General features: G+C 59.6%; 12 protein-coding genes and 1 tRNA gene. 6 read left to right on the top strand and 7 right to left on the bottom strand.

What is annotated here, in order from left to right:
- Positions 1–71 precede the first annotated feature (71 nt).
- The 5 genes from GA615_RS15360 to thiS form a co-directional block, all read right to left on the bottom strand.
- The gene (locus tag GA615_RS15360) at positions 72–1,235 is read right to left on the bottom strand and encodes a type IV pilus twitching motility protein PilT (protein ID WP_152052195.1); all 1,164 of its coding nucleotides are present in this window, start codon (positions 1,233–1,235) and stop codon (positions 72–74) included.
- Positions 1,236–1,376: 141 nt separating this feature from the next.
- Positions 1,377–2,156 carry an imidazole glycerol phosphate synthase subunit HisF gene (hisF, locus tag GA615_RS15355; RefSeq protein WP_152052194.1) on the bottom strand — a complete coding sequence of 260 codons (780 nt, stop codon included), beginning with the start codon at positions 2,154–2,156 and terminating at the stop codon, positions 1,377–1,379.
- Positions 2,157–2,354: 198 nt separating this feature from the next.
- The gene (locus tag GA615_RS15350; RefSeq protein ID WP_152052193.1) at positions 2,355–4,334 is read right to left on the bottom strand and encodes an ATP-dependent DNA helicase; all 1,980 of its coding nucleotides are present in this window, start codon (positions 4,332–4,334) and stop codon (positions 2,355–2,357) included.
- 28 nt (positions 4,335–4,362) lie between these two features.
- Positions 4,363–4,698: a hypothetical protein gene (locus GA615_RS15345; RefSeq protein WP_152052192.1), complete on the bottom strand. Its 336-nt coding sequence runs from the start codon at positions 4,696–4,698 to the stop codon at positions 4,363–4,365.
- A gap of 548 nt (positions 4,699–5,246) precedes the next feature.
- Complete coding sequence (thiS, locus tag GA615_RS15340; protein ID WP_390622238.1) at positions 5,247–6,278, bottom strand: sulfur carrier protein ThiS; 1,032 nt, start codon at positions 6,276–6,278, stop codon at positions 5,247–5,249.
- Between the two features lie 327 nt (positions 6,279–6,605).
- On the opposite strand from thiS, the gene GA615_RS15335 reads away from it, so the two are divergent.
- The 3 genes from GA615_RS15335 (at position 6,606) to GA615_RS15325 (ending at position 9,031) form a co-directional block, all read left to right on the top strand.
- Positions 6,606–7,553 carry a CAP domain-containing protein gene (locus GA615_RS15335; RefSeq protein WP_161602356.1) on the top strand — a complete coding sequence of 316 codons (948 nt, stop codon included), beginning with the start codon at positions 6,606–6,608 and terminating at the stop codon, positions 7,551–7,553.
- 87 nt (positions 7,554–7,640) lie between these two features.
- The gene (locus tag GA615_RS15330; protein WP_152052189.1) at positions 7,641–8,519 is read left to right on the top strand and encodes a DUF72 domain-containing protein; all 879 of its coding nucleotides are present in this window, start codon (positions 7,641–7,643) and stop codon (positions 8,517–8,519) included.
- Positions 8,520–8,779: 260 nt separating this feature from the next.
- Positions 8,780–9,031 (top strand): hypothetical protein, encoded by a 252-nt coding sequence (locus GA615_RS15325; RefSeq protein ID WP_152052188.1) that lies wholly within the window; start codon positions 8,780–8,782, stop codon positions 9,029–9,031.
- Between the two features lie 630 nt (positions 9,032–9,661).
- Here the strand turns inward: GA615_RS15325 and deoC are convergent.
- The gene (deoC, locus tag GA615_RS15320; RefSeq protein WP_152052187.1) at positions 9,662–10,393 is read right to left on the bottom strand and encodes a deoxyribose-phosphate aldolase; all 732 of its coding nucleotides are present in this window, start codon (positions 10,391–10,393) and stop codon (positions 9,662–9,664) included.
- 263 nt (positions 10,394–10,656) lie between these two features.
- Positions 10,657–10,730 (bottom strand) — tRNA-Asp (locus tag GA615_RS15315).
- A gap of 174 nt (positions 10,731–10,904) precedes the next feature.
- On the opposite strand from GA615_RS15315, the gene GA615_RS15310 reads away from it, so the two are divergent.
- The 3 genes from GA615_RS15310 to GA615_RS15300 all read left to right on the top strand — a co-directional run bounded on the left by GA615_RS15310 (position 10,905) and on the right by GA615_RS15300 (position 16,228).
- Positions 10,905–11,867, top strand: coding sequence for a UTP--glucose-1-phosphate uridylyltransferase (locus GA615_RS15310; RefSeq protein ID WP_152052186.1), 963 nt, complete (start codon positions 10,905–10,907; stop codon positions 11,865–11,867).
- A 141-nt stretch (positions 11,868–12,008) separates the two neighbouring features.
- Complete coding sequence (locus tag GA615_RS15305; RefSeq protein WP_152052185.1) at positions 12,009–15,368, top strand: UTP--glucose-1-phosphate uridylyltransferase; 3,360 nt, start codon at positions 12,009–12,011, stop codon at positions 15,366–15,368.
- A gap of 230 nt (positions 15,369–15,598) precedes the next feature.
- Positions 15,599–16,228: a hypothetical protein gene (locus GA615_RS15300; protein WP_152052184.1), complete on the top strand. Its 630-nt coding sequence runs from the start codon at positions 15,599–15,601 to the stop codon at positions 16,226–16,228.
- Positions 16,229–16,598 lie beyond the last annotated feature (370 nt).

The raw sequence follows: 16,598 nt of genomic DNA, 5'->3' as shown, positions 1-16,598 counted from the left end.
GAATCCGAGAACCGTAACCGGGGCAGGCAGAAGGGGAACCTCGACCATGACGTTCCCCTCCGAATTCCGTGTTAAAGAATTCCAGGCTGGGCGATGGTAATCCCCTTCAACGCCATCTTCAACGCCTCGGGGCTGGGAGCGACCTCGAAGGCCGTCGCTCGTTCGACTTTTTCAGCCTGAACAAGTTGCTTGAGGCTTTCGGTAAAGTCTTGCATCCCATCTTCCTTGCCGATCCGGATCGCGTCACCGAGCTTGCCGTCTTCTTCGTTGAGGATCAGCTTACGCACGGTCGGGCTGGTGCGCATGATCTCGCACGTCGGTATCCGGGTCTGGCCGGTCTTTTCTGCCCAGTCTTTGGCCGTCGGCAAGAGCTTTTGTGCGATGATCGCCTGGAGGTTGAAGGCCATTGACTGCCGCAGCGCCGGGTGCATGTCTCTCGGGAACAGGTCCAGAATACGGCCGATCGTCGAAGGGGCCGAGGAGGCGTGAATCGTTCCGAACACCAGGTGGCCCGTCTCGGCCGCGTGCATGGCCGCATTGAACGTGTCGCGGTCACGCATCTCACCGACCAGGATAATATCCGGGTCCTGTCGCACAGCGTGCTTCAAGGCCGTATCCCAGTCAATGACATCGATACCAACCTCTCGCTGGTGGACGATCGATTTCTTGTCGACAAACGTGAATTCGATCGGATCCTCGATGGTCACGATATTGCAGCGTTCTCGAGAATTGACGTACTCCAGCATTGAGGCAATCGTCGTCGATTTTCCGGAACCGGTGACACCCGCCAGGATCACAATTCCCTGGTCGTGACTGGCGATTTCGGCCAACACAGGAGGCAATCCGAGTCCTTCGAAGTCCGGAACCTGATTGTTGACCCGGCGGGCGACCAGGCTGAGCTTGCCTCGTTGTCGGAAGAGATTCACGCGGAAGCGGGTCTCCATCCCATCCGGATCCGTCACGATGTGGGCGAAGTCGACACCGCCTTCCTCTTCCAGGATGGTTTTCTGCCGAGCTGTCAGCAGCGGGAACATCAATCGTTCCATGTCTGCCGTGGTGAGCGGCGGAAGCTGCATCTGACGAAGTACGCCGGTCAACCGCATCGCCGGAGAGACGCCGACCTTCAGGTGAAGATCGGAACCTTTGTGCTTCATCACCATCCGGAACAGCTTGTTGGCTTCCGGCTCGCTCGGGTTGACAGGCTCGATCGTCTGGGCATCGATACCGGTGGCCATGGAGGTTCTCCTGGGACGTGAGACCGGGGCAATCGTTCAGGGGATCGGTGGGATGGGGTGAGAACGAGTTGGAATCATGGGAATCGAGGAGGTCAACGGGGCCTGAACATGGCACACCCCATTGCGATCGACGTGCGACTGTCACACTCCGGTCAACTCTCGGACGGGAACGTGATGGCGGCTGAGATAGGCTTTTGTTTCGGCAATCGTAAATTCTCGATAGTGGAAGATGCTTGCGGCAAGGGCCGCATCGGCTCCTCCCTCAACCAGTGCGGCTCGCAGATGCTCCGGATGCCCGGCACCGCCGGAAGCGACCACCGGAATCGTCACGGCATCACTGACCGCGCGCGTCATAGGAAGATCATACCCGTTCTTCGTGCCGTCGGCATCCATGCTGGTAAGAACGATCTCGCCGGCCCCGAGTCGCTCGACCTCGCGAGCCCAGGAAACCGCCTCCAGACCGGTTGGGATGCGCCCACCGTTGATATGCACCTCCCAGACCTCCTGATCGCCTCGTTGCACCCGTTTCGGGTCGATATTCACGACGATGCACTGGCTTCCGAATCGCCGAGCAGCAGAACGGACAAACTCAGGATCACGAACCGCCGTCGAATTGATCGAAACCTTGTCTGCCCCGGCATTCAGAAGCGCTCGAATATCGTCGAGGGTCCGGATTCCGCCACCAACGGTCAGCGGCATGAAACAGACTTCCGCCGTCCGACGGACCACGTCGAGAATGATTCCTCGGCCTTCGTGACTGGCCGTGATATCGAGAAACACCAGTTCGTCCGCTCCCTCGGCATCATAGCGAGCGGCCACCTCAACCGGGTCTCCGGCGTCTCGAAGATTCAAGAAATTCGTGCCCTTGACAACACGGCCCGCGTTGACGTCGAGGCAAGGAATAATCCGCTTGGCGAGCATGGCGCGACGATCCGATGAGGCAAGCAAACGGAACGGGCCGACGGTCAGGTGAGACGGGCAAACCGATCGACCCTGTATCTGAATCGCAGAATTGTACCGCTCAAAGTCAGCTCATCCTAGGGATCGCCGGACCGCTCACCCCGAGAGATCTCAACCCTTTCGATCGCTCGGGAACCCATCCGCCATCAACGCAGGTCATCAATTCGGTCGAAGCGTATCGATCATCCGAGGACAATCCGGGAGCCCATCCAGAAAAGCTCGGCCGTAGGGCTTGGTCAAGACTCGGGGGTCAAGGATCACCACAATCCCCCGATCGGTTCTTGAACGAATCAAGCGTCCAAAGCCTTGCTTCAGCTTCAAGACGGCCTCGGGAACTTGGTGTTCGAGGAAGGGGTTGCCGCCTCGCGCTCGAATCGCCTCAAGACGCGCTTCAAGCAACGGTCGTTCGGGCACGCTGAACGGGAGCTTGGTGATGATGACGTTCCCCAGGGCCTCCCCCGGGACATCCACCCCTTGCCAGAAGCTGTCGGTACCGAACAGAACGCTTCCAGGGTTGGATCGGAACGACTCGATCATCTTCGATCGGGGCAGTCCATCGCTCTGCGAATAAAGCGGAATGTTCCGTTCGATGAACCAGGGAAGCAAGGCTTTCGCGGCCGACTCCATGAAGCGATACGAGGTGAAGAGAACAAAGGCCCGGCCCCCGGTTTTCTCAAGGTACGTGGGAATGGCTCGGAGGCAAGCGCGCTCGAACCCGGCCGGGTCGTCGGAAGGGTCGGGCATGTTCCGAACCAGATGAAGACGGGCCTGATCCTCGTACGCGAAGGGACTTCCCAGCTGGAGCGATTGCCCACTGCTCAGTCCCAGTCGGTTCCGGATGAATCGGAAGTCAGGCGGCGACCCCGAGCAGAGCGTTGCTGAGGTGAGGATGCAGGTCGGCACCTCCTGAAACAGGAGTCGATTCAGGACGGGACCAACCTCAATCGGTGCCGCCGCGAGGGAAACCCGGCGCTTCTGGAGATTTCCCTCAAGGTCAACCCAGTACACCCCATCCGGCTCGGATTGCTCCAGCCAACGATCGATGCTGATGGCCGTCAGATCGCAGCGGTCGCCGACGGCAGTCAGCTCCAGCCGCTGCCCTTCGTCTTCGATCTCCTTGGCCCCCTCGAAAATTGCACTCGCCAGTCGTCTGAGGGTTTCGGGCAGCTCCGATTGAAGGCCCATCGGACGGCGAAGTCGACCGTTCGGCTGACCTTCGGATTCTCGCCATCGCATGATGGCGGCAAAGAACGCCGACGCGGCAATCCGCGCGGGTCGAGTCGCATCGATTGCCTCGTCAAGGTCGAAGTGGGCGAGCAACCCTTTTCGCGTGCGCTCGTTGTAGAGTCTGCCGAGCAGGTAATCGACCTGACCGGACGTAATCCGGAGCCCGAGATGATCTCCCGCGATCGCCTCAAGCGTGTGGGCCTCATCGAAGACAACCACATCGTAATCCGGAAGCAGACCGAACCCTTCGGCCCGAAGGGCCAGGTCACTGAAGAAGAGGGCGTGATTGACGACCAGGATATTGGCCGTTCGCATCCGTCGGCGAGCCTTGAAGTAGTAACAGTCCTGAAATCGAGGACAGCGTTTCCCAAGGCAATTGCCGTTTTCACTCGCCACCGCATCCCAGACGGCCGACAGCGGCCGAAAGTTGAGATCCGAACGGCTTCCGTCCTCCGTCTCCCTTGCCCACGATTTCAGGCTGCTAAACTGGTCGAACTCGTCCGGATGCTGAAAGGTCGCCAATGCCCTTCCACCGGCCGACTCCAGGCGACGAAGACTGACGTAGTTCGATCGTCCTTTGACCAGGGTCGCCGTGAATTCGCACGGCATGACCGCTCGAAGAAAGGGCAGATCTTTCTGGAGTAACTGCTCCTGGAGACTGATCGTGTGGGTCGAGACGACAACCTTCTTCCCCCCCCCGGCCGCCGCGAGAATGCTGGGGACAAGATACGCGAAACTCTTGCCCACCCCGGTGCCCGCCTCAACGACAAGGTGGCCACTCTCGCCGATGACCCGGGCGACTGCCTCGGCCATCGCCAGTTGCTCGGGGCGAGCCTCGTAGCCTGGCATCCGACGGTTGACGGCTCCTCCGGGGCCAAGGATCGGGGCCGGGTTGAATTTGAGTTCGGTCATGTTCGGCCTCCCGACCGACCTTTCGTCTTCACGGATCGGGATTCCACAGGGCCTCGGAATCGCGCGAATCAACCCAGGATGAGTCCTCTGGCCAGCGAGCGGTGATCCGATTGACCATCACATCACGGCTCCAGAGGACGATGATCGGTAGCGCGACACAAAAATACAGCACTTCAACAGCAATCATGACCGGCAGCCACCAGCCCGCATTCGGAGGGGAAACCAAAGGAACCCAGCAGATCGCCACCGAGACCGAGAAGATCACCCCGAGGAGTCCAAGCATCGCAACCAGCGGCACCCGGTTGCGCGATCTGCCAACCCAGGCCCTTACCCGACCCTGTCTTGCGACGACGATCGCCGCCATCGTCACCATCGTCGCTAGACCAGCCCCAAAAAGCATGACAAGCGCCGCAGTCACGAACTCGACAGGAGCCTCCCCTTGAGCGGGGAGCTGCATGAGGTGTGTGAGGATTGAGATTCCGATCACGATTCCGAGCATCAATCCGAGCGCGATTCCTGTCGACTGCCAGAGTCCCCAGGCAATCTCAAACAATGCCTCAGCTACTCGCTTCGCCCGGTTCGTTTCTTGGCGAGGACCGCTGACGACAGTTCCGATCGCACTAATTGTCGGCTTCAAACTCCCGACGGCCACCGCGTGAACGGGATTTGCGGTCACTTCGAAGACAATCCAGGCGATCGAGGCGCTGGCAGACCAGAGGAGGAGTCGGCGGTGATTCCTGACAACTCCATCTTCCTCAAGACTGCTGGGACTCCACGCTGATTCCTCGGCATCAAGCACCCGAGTCCCCTCTCTTGATCCTCAAATCCTCGATCAGGAAACACGAGGTCGGCCGCGACGCTCAATTCCATCCGAACCGCCGTTGTCGTGTTCCCCATTCGGAATCGTCCGAGTTAAGGCCGATGAATCATCCCCTCCGTCGGACTTGATGCGGTCGCATACAGCTTCTTCGGAATCCGACCGGCCCCGCCTGCAAGGCGGCCGGCCTCGCAGGCCAGGCGCATGGCGTGGGCCATCCGGAGGGGATCGGTGGCCGAGGCGATCCCCGTGTTCAGCAACACGCCGTCGCAGCCAAGTTCCATCGCAATGGCCACATCGCTTGCCGTGCCGACACCGGCGTCAATGATGACCGGATAATCGGGATCATTTCCCTTCAGGTCCTCCAGGATGATCCGGATGTTGTTGGGATTCAGCACACCCTGACCACTGCCGATCGGACTTCCCGCCGGCATGACGGACGCCGCGCCGGCGGCCTTCAAGTGCCTCGCCATCACCGGGTCGTCACTGGTGTAGCAGAGGACCGTGAAGCCGTCCTTGACCAGCACCTCGGTGGTCTGAAGTGTGGCGACGGGATCGGGCAACAGGGTTCTCGGGTCGGCGAGGACTTCGAGTTTTACCCAGTCGGCCCCGGGATTCCCGAGTCCTTCGAGCAACTCACGCCCAAGCCTCGCGGTACGCAACGCTTCCTCGGCGTTGAAGCAGCCGGCGGTATTGGGAAGGATCGTGTAGCGAGCCGGGTCGAGGTAATCGAGCAGGTTCCGCCCTTCTTTGTCAAAAAGCCTTTCGCGACGAACGGCAACGGTCACGACTTCCGCTCCGCTTGCGTTGAGGCAATCCCTCATCAGTTCCAGCGTTGCGTACTTGCCGGTCCCGACGAACAGACGGCTTCGGAATCGGTGCGATCCGATCGTCAACTCGTCGGGACCGAACGCACCGGCCTCAGGGGCACCCCCCCCTACGAGCGTCACGACCTCGACTTCATCCCCTTCGTCCAGCACCGCCTCGGCATGGCGTGCCCGAGGGACGAGGACGCGATTGACCTCGACGGCCACAAACTCAGGCCGGACTTCCAGATGCTTGAGGACCTCGGCCACGCTGAGTGGTCCGGAAAACGTGCGTTCTTCGCCGTTGAGGATGATGGTCACGTCGGGCGACCCTCGGAAAGGCTCGGTCGTCGGATCGGCCGTATTGGCCGGGGTTTGCGTCAACATCTGTCCATCGTAGAGTAGGCGCTCGCGATGGTCAAGCCAACCCGGTTTCCTGGGGCTCAAACGCTTCTGATGACGATTGAGTTGACAGTCTTGCTTCGATTCCGCATCTTCCTGGCGGTCGGAAGAGGTCGCCGTGGCCAAGGTTGATTTCTCCCTTGGCCTTCTTCCGAGCGGATGCCGAACCCCACAGGGTTCCTCAGGGATACTTTCGTCACACGATCAAAGGGGGGGCCTGTGTCTCATCGCGAACGACGCCGAAGGATGCAGCCCCGACTGGAATTGCTCGATGATCGTGTTCTTCTTTCCTCGGCTCCGTCCGTCGCAATCCAGGATCGGGTTCTGTTCGTGGTCGGAACCGAAGGCAACGACGAGATCGACGTGACCATTCGACCGTTTCGCTTGGGGGCCCAGACCATCCCATTGGTTCGGGTGGCCGGCATTCCCAGATGGTTCCCGGCCACGCGATTTGATCTGGTCGCTGTGAATGCAAGCGCAGGCGACGACCTCGTCACGATCCACGACCGAGGTCTCCCCTTGATGTCCGTCTGGATCGACGGTGGCGAGGGAAGTGATACGCTGCTCGGCAGTTCGGCCAACGACACGATCATGGGGGGACCGGGGGATGACATCATCGAGGGTCGAGGCTTCGGGGATGTCATCGTAGGTGGTCCCGGCTGGAACGTGATCAACGGAATCGCGGAACCGCCTTCGCTGGGAGGTTATCCCTTACCGACCTTCGACCCGGACGAGGGATTCCCCGGGGGCGACTCATCGACGCCGCTCTCGAGTTCGCCTCCGTCGTCGATTGCACTGACCCTTGATGAGTGGGCCATCGTCTCCCAGACCAATCAGGAGAGAGCTAAGGTAGGACTGCCGTCACTGGTCGTCAGTGAATCACTGCAACGAGCCAGTCGAATTCAAGCGGAGAACATGGCGAAATTGAATCGAATTTCCCACGTCCTCCCCGAGTCCAGTACGCCCACACTCGCCGATCGGGCTCGTGCTGTCGGGTACGAATTCGCCGCCCTGGCGGAGAATCTCGCATTCAACTACGCAACACCCTCGCTCGCGGTGGAGGGATGGCTCAGCTCGGATGGACACCGAGACAACATCCTCTCAGACGAGTACACGGAGATCGGCGTGGCGATCGCTCGAAACGGGATCGGACAGCCCTATTACGTTCAGGTATTCGGAAGACCTGTCGTCTGAGCGAACATTGGAAGTGCCCCGAACGATTTAGGGGCATCCCAAGACTTCGAAGACTCCCTGACTTTAGAGGACTGTTCGAGGCAACTGGTGTCTGCTTATCATGGAAGTATGAACACCACGAGCCCGAGCCACCCCATTCTGATTGGTTGTAGTGGATGGAGTTATCCCGACTGGGAGGGCGTCTTCTATCCCCCTGGCCTTCATACCAGCGAGACGCTTTCCTATTACGCCGATCGCTTTCCAATCGTCGAGGTCGATTCCACCTTTTACCGCGCTCCAACTCCGGGCATGGTCCGCTCCTGGTATGAACGGACCCCCAGCGCATTTCGCTTCGCTTTGAAGGCCCCTCGCTCGATCACGCATGAAAAGCTGCTCAAAAATTGTGAGGAGGAGGTCGAAGGCTTCGTTTCCTCGATTCTCGGACTCCGCGAGAAGCTCAGTTGCGTGCTTCTGCAAATGGGCTACTTCAATCGGTCGGCCTTCGGAACCCAGTCGGAGTTCCTGAAGGTACTCGACACGTTTCTGACTCGTTGGCCTTCGGGGCAAACTCCCCTGGCGGTTGAAGTGCGCAATGCCCGATGGATCAACTCCGAGTTGGCCAGCGTGTTGACCTCACACGGCGCGGCCTTGACGCTCACGGAACAGTCCTGGATGCCGACCCCTCGACAGGTCGCCGATCAGTTCGACCCCCTGACCGGCCCCTTCGCTTTCATCCGCTTGCTGGGCGATCGCCAGGGAATCGAACGGGTCACCACCACCTGGGACCGGATTGTTCTCGATCGTTCGGCCGATTTGGCCGAGACCGCCGATCTGATCCAAAGCTTGTCCCTACACGCGCCGGTCTTCGTGTTCGCGAACAATCACTACGCTGGGCATTCTCCGGAGACGGTCCGACAGCTTCGGCGGCTCCTGGCGCTTCCCGAACCCTCCCCACCTGATCGACCGAGGTGGACCCTGTTTGATTGACTCGCTGCGGCATCGAACGCGGTCTCCCGGTTCGGTTACCATGAAGCTCCGCTTCGATCCAACAAACGGCGATCCGCGTCTCACGACAGCAGTCGAGCGAGTGGCCGCCGCGTCCCCAAGTCTCGGTTCACTGAGCAATGACTCTCCCTGCATCAGAATCCCGATCGGAGCCGTCGAGCCTGGATTGGCCCTCGCGCCAACGCGAATGGCAACGCCGGCTTCCCAGACTCCGGCTCGATGCGGAACCAATCGAGGAGCAATTGGAGCGCTACCGACAATCGACGATCGCCCTCTCCGTCGTCACGATGGGGAGTGCCGGGATCGTTCTGGTTGTGTTCACCCTGTTTGGGGCCCCCTGGTTTGGAGTGTTTCTCAGCCTCCTCCCGGCCGGGGCGGTGATCAGTGCGGCCTGGCGATCGCACCAGCGGCTCCAATTCGGTGCGACTCAGTACCTCCTTGAGCGACAATCAGTCCAGGCGCACGAGAACCGGAGCCCGCTCGGAACCGGTTGACCCTGCGTAGAGGCCATACCCTTCCTACAAGATCGAATCTGCCCCTGTTGGAAAGAGGACGTTTCGGAACGATTCGGAGGGCATCCTTCCTCCTGTTGTGAACTCTCCCTGATCGATCTCGAAGCTCAATGACGATGAACAGAGAGAATCCGACTCGATTGCGCGAGTGACTCTCACGTCTCAAGGCTGTTCAGTGACCATTCGGTCCTGGGTGGAAGCTCCTTCGACACGACGGCAAAGGGATGGGGATGGTTCATCATCTTCCACCAGTGGCTGTCGAGTCGTGGTCCAGGGAGGGGGGGAAACCCTCACTACGGATGCTGCCTCATTTCCATTCCAACCAACGCATGTTCGGAGTCCTCGATTCGGATTTGGTCGGGCTTCCTCCAGCCTTTGCGGCTCGAGTCTTTTTGCATCGACGAGGCTGGACAACTCACCAGGCGTCGACCGGATCGGGTCAACTTGTTGTCGCAATCGCCGAACGGGGAGAGGAGCGCATTCGATGCGAAGCCGATGAACCCGCCTCCGCTTGGTGGCAGGTCCTTCGATCGGCAGAGCAGACCCAGGCTCGGACGTTGATCATCTAGCGGAACAAATCGATCTCTGCCGATTTTCCCGAACGTCGCGGAATCAATATCCGGTTGCCGACCCCTCTCGCAGATCAGCGGACGAGATCGGTGGGAGCCCAAGTCGTTGTCGGCATTCGTCCAGGATCTCTGCGGTTCGGCTCGCTCCCACGCGAGTCACGCCGAGCGACCGGACATCGAGCAACGTGTCAAGATCCCGCACCCCTCCGGCAGCCTTGACCTGAACATGCGCCGGGGAATGCGCTCGCATCAGCTGCAAATCCTCCCGAGTCGCCCCACCAGTACCGTATCCGGTCGAGGTCTTCACCCAGTCAGCGTTGAGTGAACCACAGAGTTCACAGAGACGAATCTTGTGCTGGTCAGTCAGGTAGCAATTCTCAAAGATCACCTTGACTTTGCGACCCTCTGCGTGAGCCACGTCGATCACGGCGCGAATGTCCTCCCGAACGTCATCCCAGGCATTGCTGAGGACCTTCGAGATGTTCACGACCATGTCCAGTTCCTGGCAGCCGTCCGCAATGGCCTGAACGGCTTCCGCCACCTTAACGGTCGTTGTGTGACCACCGTGTGGAAAACCAATGGTGGTGCTGGGCTGAACCGTGCTGCCCGAGAGAAGCTCGGTACAACGGGCCATCGCATAAGGCATGATGCAGACGCTCGCCACATCGTAGGCGACAGCCAGCCGGCAGCCTCGTTCCAGGTCGGTCAGGGTGAGCGTGGGATTCAACAGCGAATGGTCGATCATCTTGGAGATGTCGCCGTATGACGCGTCCATCGCGGAAACTCCTGGAACGAGCTATCGAGGACATGCGACGACAAGTCCTGGGGCCGCATGGCTCAGGCCTTCGTTCGCCTTAACCGGTAAGCCGCACGTCATTTGGTGATGCCGCAGCCCCAGGAGACGTGGGGAGGTCACGTTTCCCAGTTGGGAGAAACCCATCATCCGACGGGTGTCGGCACCGCTCCGTGCGGACAGCGTTGATCAACATGATCGCAAAAAAAAAGCCCCGGGCGAACCCGAGGCATAAGCGATTCGAACGAGGATGACGGGGCTCGAACCCGCAACCTCCGGCGTGACAGGCCGGTGCTCTAACCAATTGAGCTACATCCCCTGAACAAGACGTTCGCAATATTACAGGACGGCTCGTGGGTCGTCAAGAGTCTGGTCCCTTGTCCCGATAGACCGGTCGAGAGTATGGTGACTCATCGGTTCCGGATCGGATTGAGCCAGAGAAAATGAACGCCCGAATCCGGTCCAGAGAGATGGTCGGCGAGGAGGGGGAGTTGTGCAGATTCGTAAGGCGGTAATCACGGCGGCCGGTCGAGGTGCCAGGCAATATCCGGCTTCCGATACGGTCCAGAAAACAATGCTCCCCCTGGTCGATCGGGATGGTTTGACCAAGCCGCTTCTGCAAATCATCGCCGAAGAAGCGCTCGACAGCGGGATCGAGGAAATCTGCGTCGTTTCGGCTCCCGGTGACGAGGCCCGCTACCGATCGCAATTTCGTTCCATCGCCGATCATCTCCGGTCGGCCTTTCGCGGCGTCTCGTGGGCGGAAGAACAGATTCGAAAGGTCGGTGAACTCGATTCCCGGATTCGCTTTGTCGAGCAGCAAGAGCCCGAAGGATACGGCCACGCGGTCTGGTGCGCCCGAGAGTTTATCGGCCCCCATCCGTTCCTCTTGTTGCTCGGTGATCATCTCTACATTTCCCGAGAGTCCCGGAGGTGTGCCCGTCAACTGATCGAGCTTGCCTCCTCCGAGTCCTGCGCCGTGTCCGCGGTTCAGGCAACGCGCGAGCACCTGATCCATCAGTACGGCACCCTCACCGGCCGTCGGTTGCACGACCGAACCGACGCCTATCAGATTGATGAGATTCTCGAGAAGCCCAATCCCACCCTTGCCGAGCTTCGTCTTCAGGTTCCAGGGCTTCGGGCTGGGTATTACCTGTGCTTTTTCGGCATGCATGTGCTGACGCCGACCATCTTCGAATTGCTCGACGACCTGGTGCGTCGCGACGAACGAGATGGGGACCAGATCCAGCTCACCTCGGCCTTGAACAGTCTGGCCAATCGCGAAAAATACCTCGCGCTCGAAACACTCGGGTCGAGGCACAACCTCGGAATCAAGTTCGGCTATGTCGAAGCTCAACTCGCACTGGCCCTGAGTGGAGCCGACCGGGATCGCTTGCTGACGATGCTCGTCGAATCGGTTGCGCGGGAGCAGGCGACCGATCAGCGATCTCCGTGAATCACCCTTCTTGAGACGACGGCATCCTCTTGTTCCCGTTGAGCCCATGACCCTCGAATGGCCAGTTCCATGAGAGGTCGTCGGCTGTTCTCGCCTCGCATCTGGCCTTTCTTTCTTGAACGATGGACCGGACCACCTCACATGGCTGACGCGAAATCCTTGATCGAGACGATCACCTCGACCGACCCGGAACTTCGCGATCGTTCCCTCCGGTCCTTGATCGCAGGAGATCCAACTTCCACAATCCTCTCGCATTGTGAGGAACTGGAACGGTTTCGCAAGCGATCGACCAACCTCTACGAACGTGTCCGTGCGTCATTGTTTCTTCATACGCTCTACCGATACGTCTTGCAGGAAGCTCCCGACCTCCCCTCAACCGGATGGATCCCGGTCGAGGGTGTTGACGACCTCATGCAGCGTCGCTTTGAGCAAGCGATCTCATCCTTTCGCGCCGCCATGCACCGGGATGGCCCCAACGGAACGATCGCAAGTGCCCTCGCCAGGGCCTATGAGGAGATCGCTCTGCAAACACTCGCGGATCAGGTTCGGCGATCCGTGCGGAGTTGCCGGGGCAATCGCTGGATGTTCCGCGTCGGCTCGGCCGACGAACATCCGCTCCGCCTTCATTCGCAATTGCTGGAGCGGGAAGGAGACGACCACCTCTTTCCGGTCCTCGTCGAGCGAACGCCGGTCCGGCTCGATCTCTCACATAGCGGTTGGTCCGATATCTTCTTCTTGGGGATGGATTTTCCCGAAGGTGCGAGGGTTTTGAACATCTCGGTCGATCTCGGCGTCTTCGGTCGCGATGATCAGCCCAGGCCACCGATCGAAACCTACTGCCGGGTGATTGCCGAGCCGATCCTCAGGCTTTCCAGCCTCGACCTCAACGACGCCAAAGATATTGATTCGCTCGAAGAGTTGTTTAACTTTGGAAATGACTATCTTGGCCTGGTCAAGGCCGGGGTCATTGCTTCGGGCTTGGTTCCTCCGTCGCTCGAAGGGTCCTCGACCACGTTGCAACAGGTTCTCGACCGTGTCATCCGCCCCGGTCACGGACTTGAGGTTGTCAGCAAGGTCAACGACATTCCCAAGGGTTCCCGTCTCGCCGTTTCGACGAACCTCTTGGCCTCGCTCATTTCCCTCTTGATGCGAGCGACCTGCCAGACGAGAGCGTTGGCCGGCCCCCTGCATCCTGAAGAGTCACCAGTCGTTGTCGCCCGAGCGATTCTCGGCGAGTGGCTCGGCGGTTCCGGAGGCGGGTGGCAGGATTCGGGAGGCATTTTCCCCGGCATCAAGCTGATCGAAGGTGTTCCCGCAAGCGAGGGCGATCCCGAACACGGTATCAGCCGGGGACGCTTGCTTCCGAAGCATACCTTGCTCGACCAGAAGGGAGCTGGGGAACAGTTCCATGACGCTCTGGCTCGCAGCCTGGTGCTGGTTCATGGCGGAATGGCTCAGAACGTCGGGCCAATTCTCAACATGGTCACCGAGAAATATCTCCTGCGAGGCCAGGAGGAGTGGGAAGCTCGTCAGGACGCCCTCCAGATTTTCCAAGGGATCGTTTCGGCCGTTCAATCGGCCGATGTCCAGACACTCGGGAAACTGACCACCCAGAACTGGGACGGACCTCTTAAACGCATCATTCCCTGGGTCACGAACCGATTCACCGAATCGATCATCGCGGAGGCGAAAGCCCATCTGGGCGAGGATTTCTGGGGTTTCTTGATGCTCGGCGGTATGTCCGGCGGTGGCATGGCGTTTTTCGTCGCTCCCCACCGTCGCGATGCCTTTCGATCCGAAGCCCTGGCCATTCTGAAACGGGTCAAACATCGCCTCGACGATGCCTTACCGTTCGCCATGGAGCCGGTGGTGTATGACTTCGCCATCAACCCGCTTGGCACGGTCGCCGAAGTTCTTGAGGACGAGGCGGCGCTGATGCCCCCTCGGTATTATTCCTTGCAAATTCCCCGGATGATCACGCAGGGGCACACCGAGGTTCATCCCCAGCGCCGGGTCGATATCGACCGATTTGCCTCTCAGAGTGCCGACACCACCGAACTGCTTCGGCTCTTCCGAACGACGATCAATACCCTCTTTCCTGTTCCTCGATCCGCGCTCGATCCAACCTCAGCCGATTGGAACGCCGAGGCCGATCGTATCCGTCGAGAGAACGGTTTCGACTCTGTCCAACACGAACAACTCCGAGAGGACCTTCAACGCGGTCGGATCGGTCTTGCTCGCAATCGATTGCCCGTCGATACCGAAATCCGCGATGTTCAGGACGACGATCTGATCGACGCCCGATCCCTGAATGACGATCCCAACCGATCGCCTCTCGGAGCCAAGCTGGGCGAGATCGCCGTGGTCAGTCTTGCCGCCGGAGTTGGCAGCCGGTGGACGACGGGAGCCGGGGTGGTGAAGGCCGTCAATCCGTTCGTCATGCTCGACGGCACCCACCGCAGCTTCCTCGAGATTCACCTTGCGAAAACGCGGCAAGCCATGCAGCGATACGGCGTCACCATCCCTCATGTGGTGACGACCAGTTACCTGACCCACGCGGCCATCGAGCATCACCTGCAGATGACCCGGAACTACGGACACCACGGACCGGTTGTCCTGTCTCGTGGTCAGTCCATCGGTCAGAGATTAGTACCAATGACGCGCGATCTGACGTTCCTCTGGGAGGAGCAGGCTCACGAAACGCTTGACGAAAACAAGCAGAAGGTTCGTGAGGCGTCCCGACGCGCGATCCTTGGATGGGCTCAGTCTCAGGGAGAAGGCGCTGATTACGTCGATAATGTCCCGCTTCAGCGATTCAATCCCCCCGGGCACTTCTACGAGGTTCCGAACCTTCTCCGCAACGGAACTCTCGCCGGGCTGCTCGATCAGTTCCCGGACCTTCAATGGTTGCTCGTTCACAACATCGATACGCTCGGCGCTGACCTTGATCCAAGAATCTTCGCCAAGGTTCGAGAGTCAGGAGCGACCCTGATCTTTGAGGTCATCGCCCGACGGCTCGACGATCGCGGCGGCGGTCTGGCCCGGGTCAATGGCCGGCTTCGGCTCCTGGAAGGACTGGCCCAACCTCGTGAAGAGGTCGAATTCTTGCTCCGCTACTACAATTCCATGACCACCTGGGTTCACATCGACGGTCTGCTTTCCGCCTTCGGACTAAATCGAGCTGACCTCAGAGAAAACCCGGATCGTGTCGCCTCGGCCATCCGATCGATGGCCGCTCGTGTTCCAACCTACGTGACCATCAAGGACGTCAAGCGGCGATGGGGACACGCGCAAGAAGACGTCTTCCCAGTCGTTCAGTTTGAAAAACTCTGGGGAGATTTGACCGCACTTCCTGATCTTCCCTGCTCATTTCTTGCGGTCGATCGTGCTCGCGGTCAGCAACTCAAAGACCCGGCCCAGCTTGACGGGTGGGCCAATGACGGCAGCCTGTCGTATGTCCGCTCGCTCTGTTCGTTTCAACCGGGTACAGTTCCGAACTGAGGCTTGCGGATGTGGCAGGGTTGGATCGTCGAGGAGCCTGCAAATGCTTTTCCCCCTTCTTTGGAAAGCGCTCTGAAGTGGCTCACGACGTTCGTCGGCGTTGCGATGCGTCGGAACGCAGATCACGTTTTCCTTGCGGCTTGGCAACCCAAATGTCGAGCGAATGACATCACACCAATTTTCGTCGGTTTGCGATCCCGAGGGGATCTCGAAATTTCGGGGCACGAGTGATGAAGTCGTGGGGCCAGCCTCGACTCTCCCTTGGTCAACTGCTCACCATTCCGTTTTTTGCGGCGGCGGCCCTGGCGTGCATCGTTCCTGTCGTTCGTTCGAATGCGGTCGCGCACTATGGGATTGTCCAGGTCCTGTTTCTCGAAGCTATCATGATCCCGATTGCGCTCGCGCTGGTGGCTCAGGTGATGCTGGCTCGACAGACAGTCCGCGATCGGCTGGTCGCGCGCCTGCTCTGGCTGTCTGCCCTTGCAAGTCGCGTTGCCATTCTCGCGATCGCCGCGGTCACGGTCTGGGACATTGGAGCGAGCGTTTCGACCGGCCGAGGTCTTCCGGTCGATCTCCTCGCATTTCTGATCGTTCTGGTCGGTGGGTTGATCGCGCTCAACGAAGTGGCACTCGTCCTTCGAGGAAAGCTCGATGTTCTGCGCTGCCCCCGATGTGGGCACCCCACAACTCCTCTGAATCAGCCCGAGAACTCACGCCTGAGCAGCTTAGAACGTTCTTGCATCAACTGCGGCGCGCGGCTTCCCGCCAGACAGGATGCACCTCCAACCGATCGTGATGAATCCGTTCCTCCCCATGAGTCTCGATGGTCGACGCTTCTCGATCAACGCGACGAGGCCTAAAGCCTCTCGGACGGCGGGTGATCGTCACGACACTGACGTTGCGTAATGGGTTCCGAAACCCAGCGTTTCCTCGATCATGATGGTCCATTCTGAACAGGCAGTCCCCCTTGGAGCCTGCTGGACACCCTGCGTCTTCACTCCACTTCGTGAAGTCCACGGTACCCCCTTAGCAACGTTCGGGGTCGTCGGGAAGAGGACCGAAGGACCGTTCAGCCTCACGAACTTCCTTCGCTCCGAATGCCCTCCTTGGTCAGGAGTCGCCCAGACGTTTACCTCTTGATCCTCATGGTCGACGATCATTCCACGCTCTCCTGGTCGGGAAAATCCGAGAGGCGAGCCAAATTTTTTTCCTGTGCGATCGCTGAGACCC

The organism is Tautonia marina (genome assembly GCF_009177065.1).
Taxonomy (GTDB): Bacteria; Planctomycetota; Planctomycetia; order Isosphaerales; family Isosphaeraceae; genus Tautonia; species Tautonia marina.
Note: the sequence above shows the minus strand (reverse complement) of the source record. Positions and strands in the feature narration are given on the sequence as shown.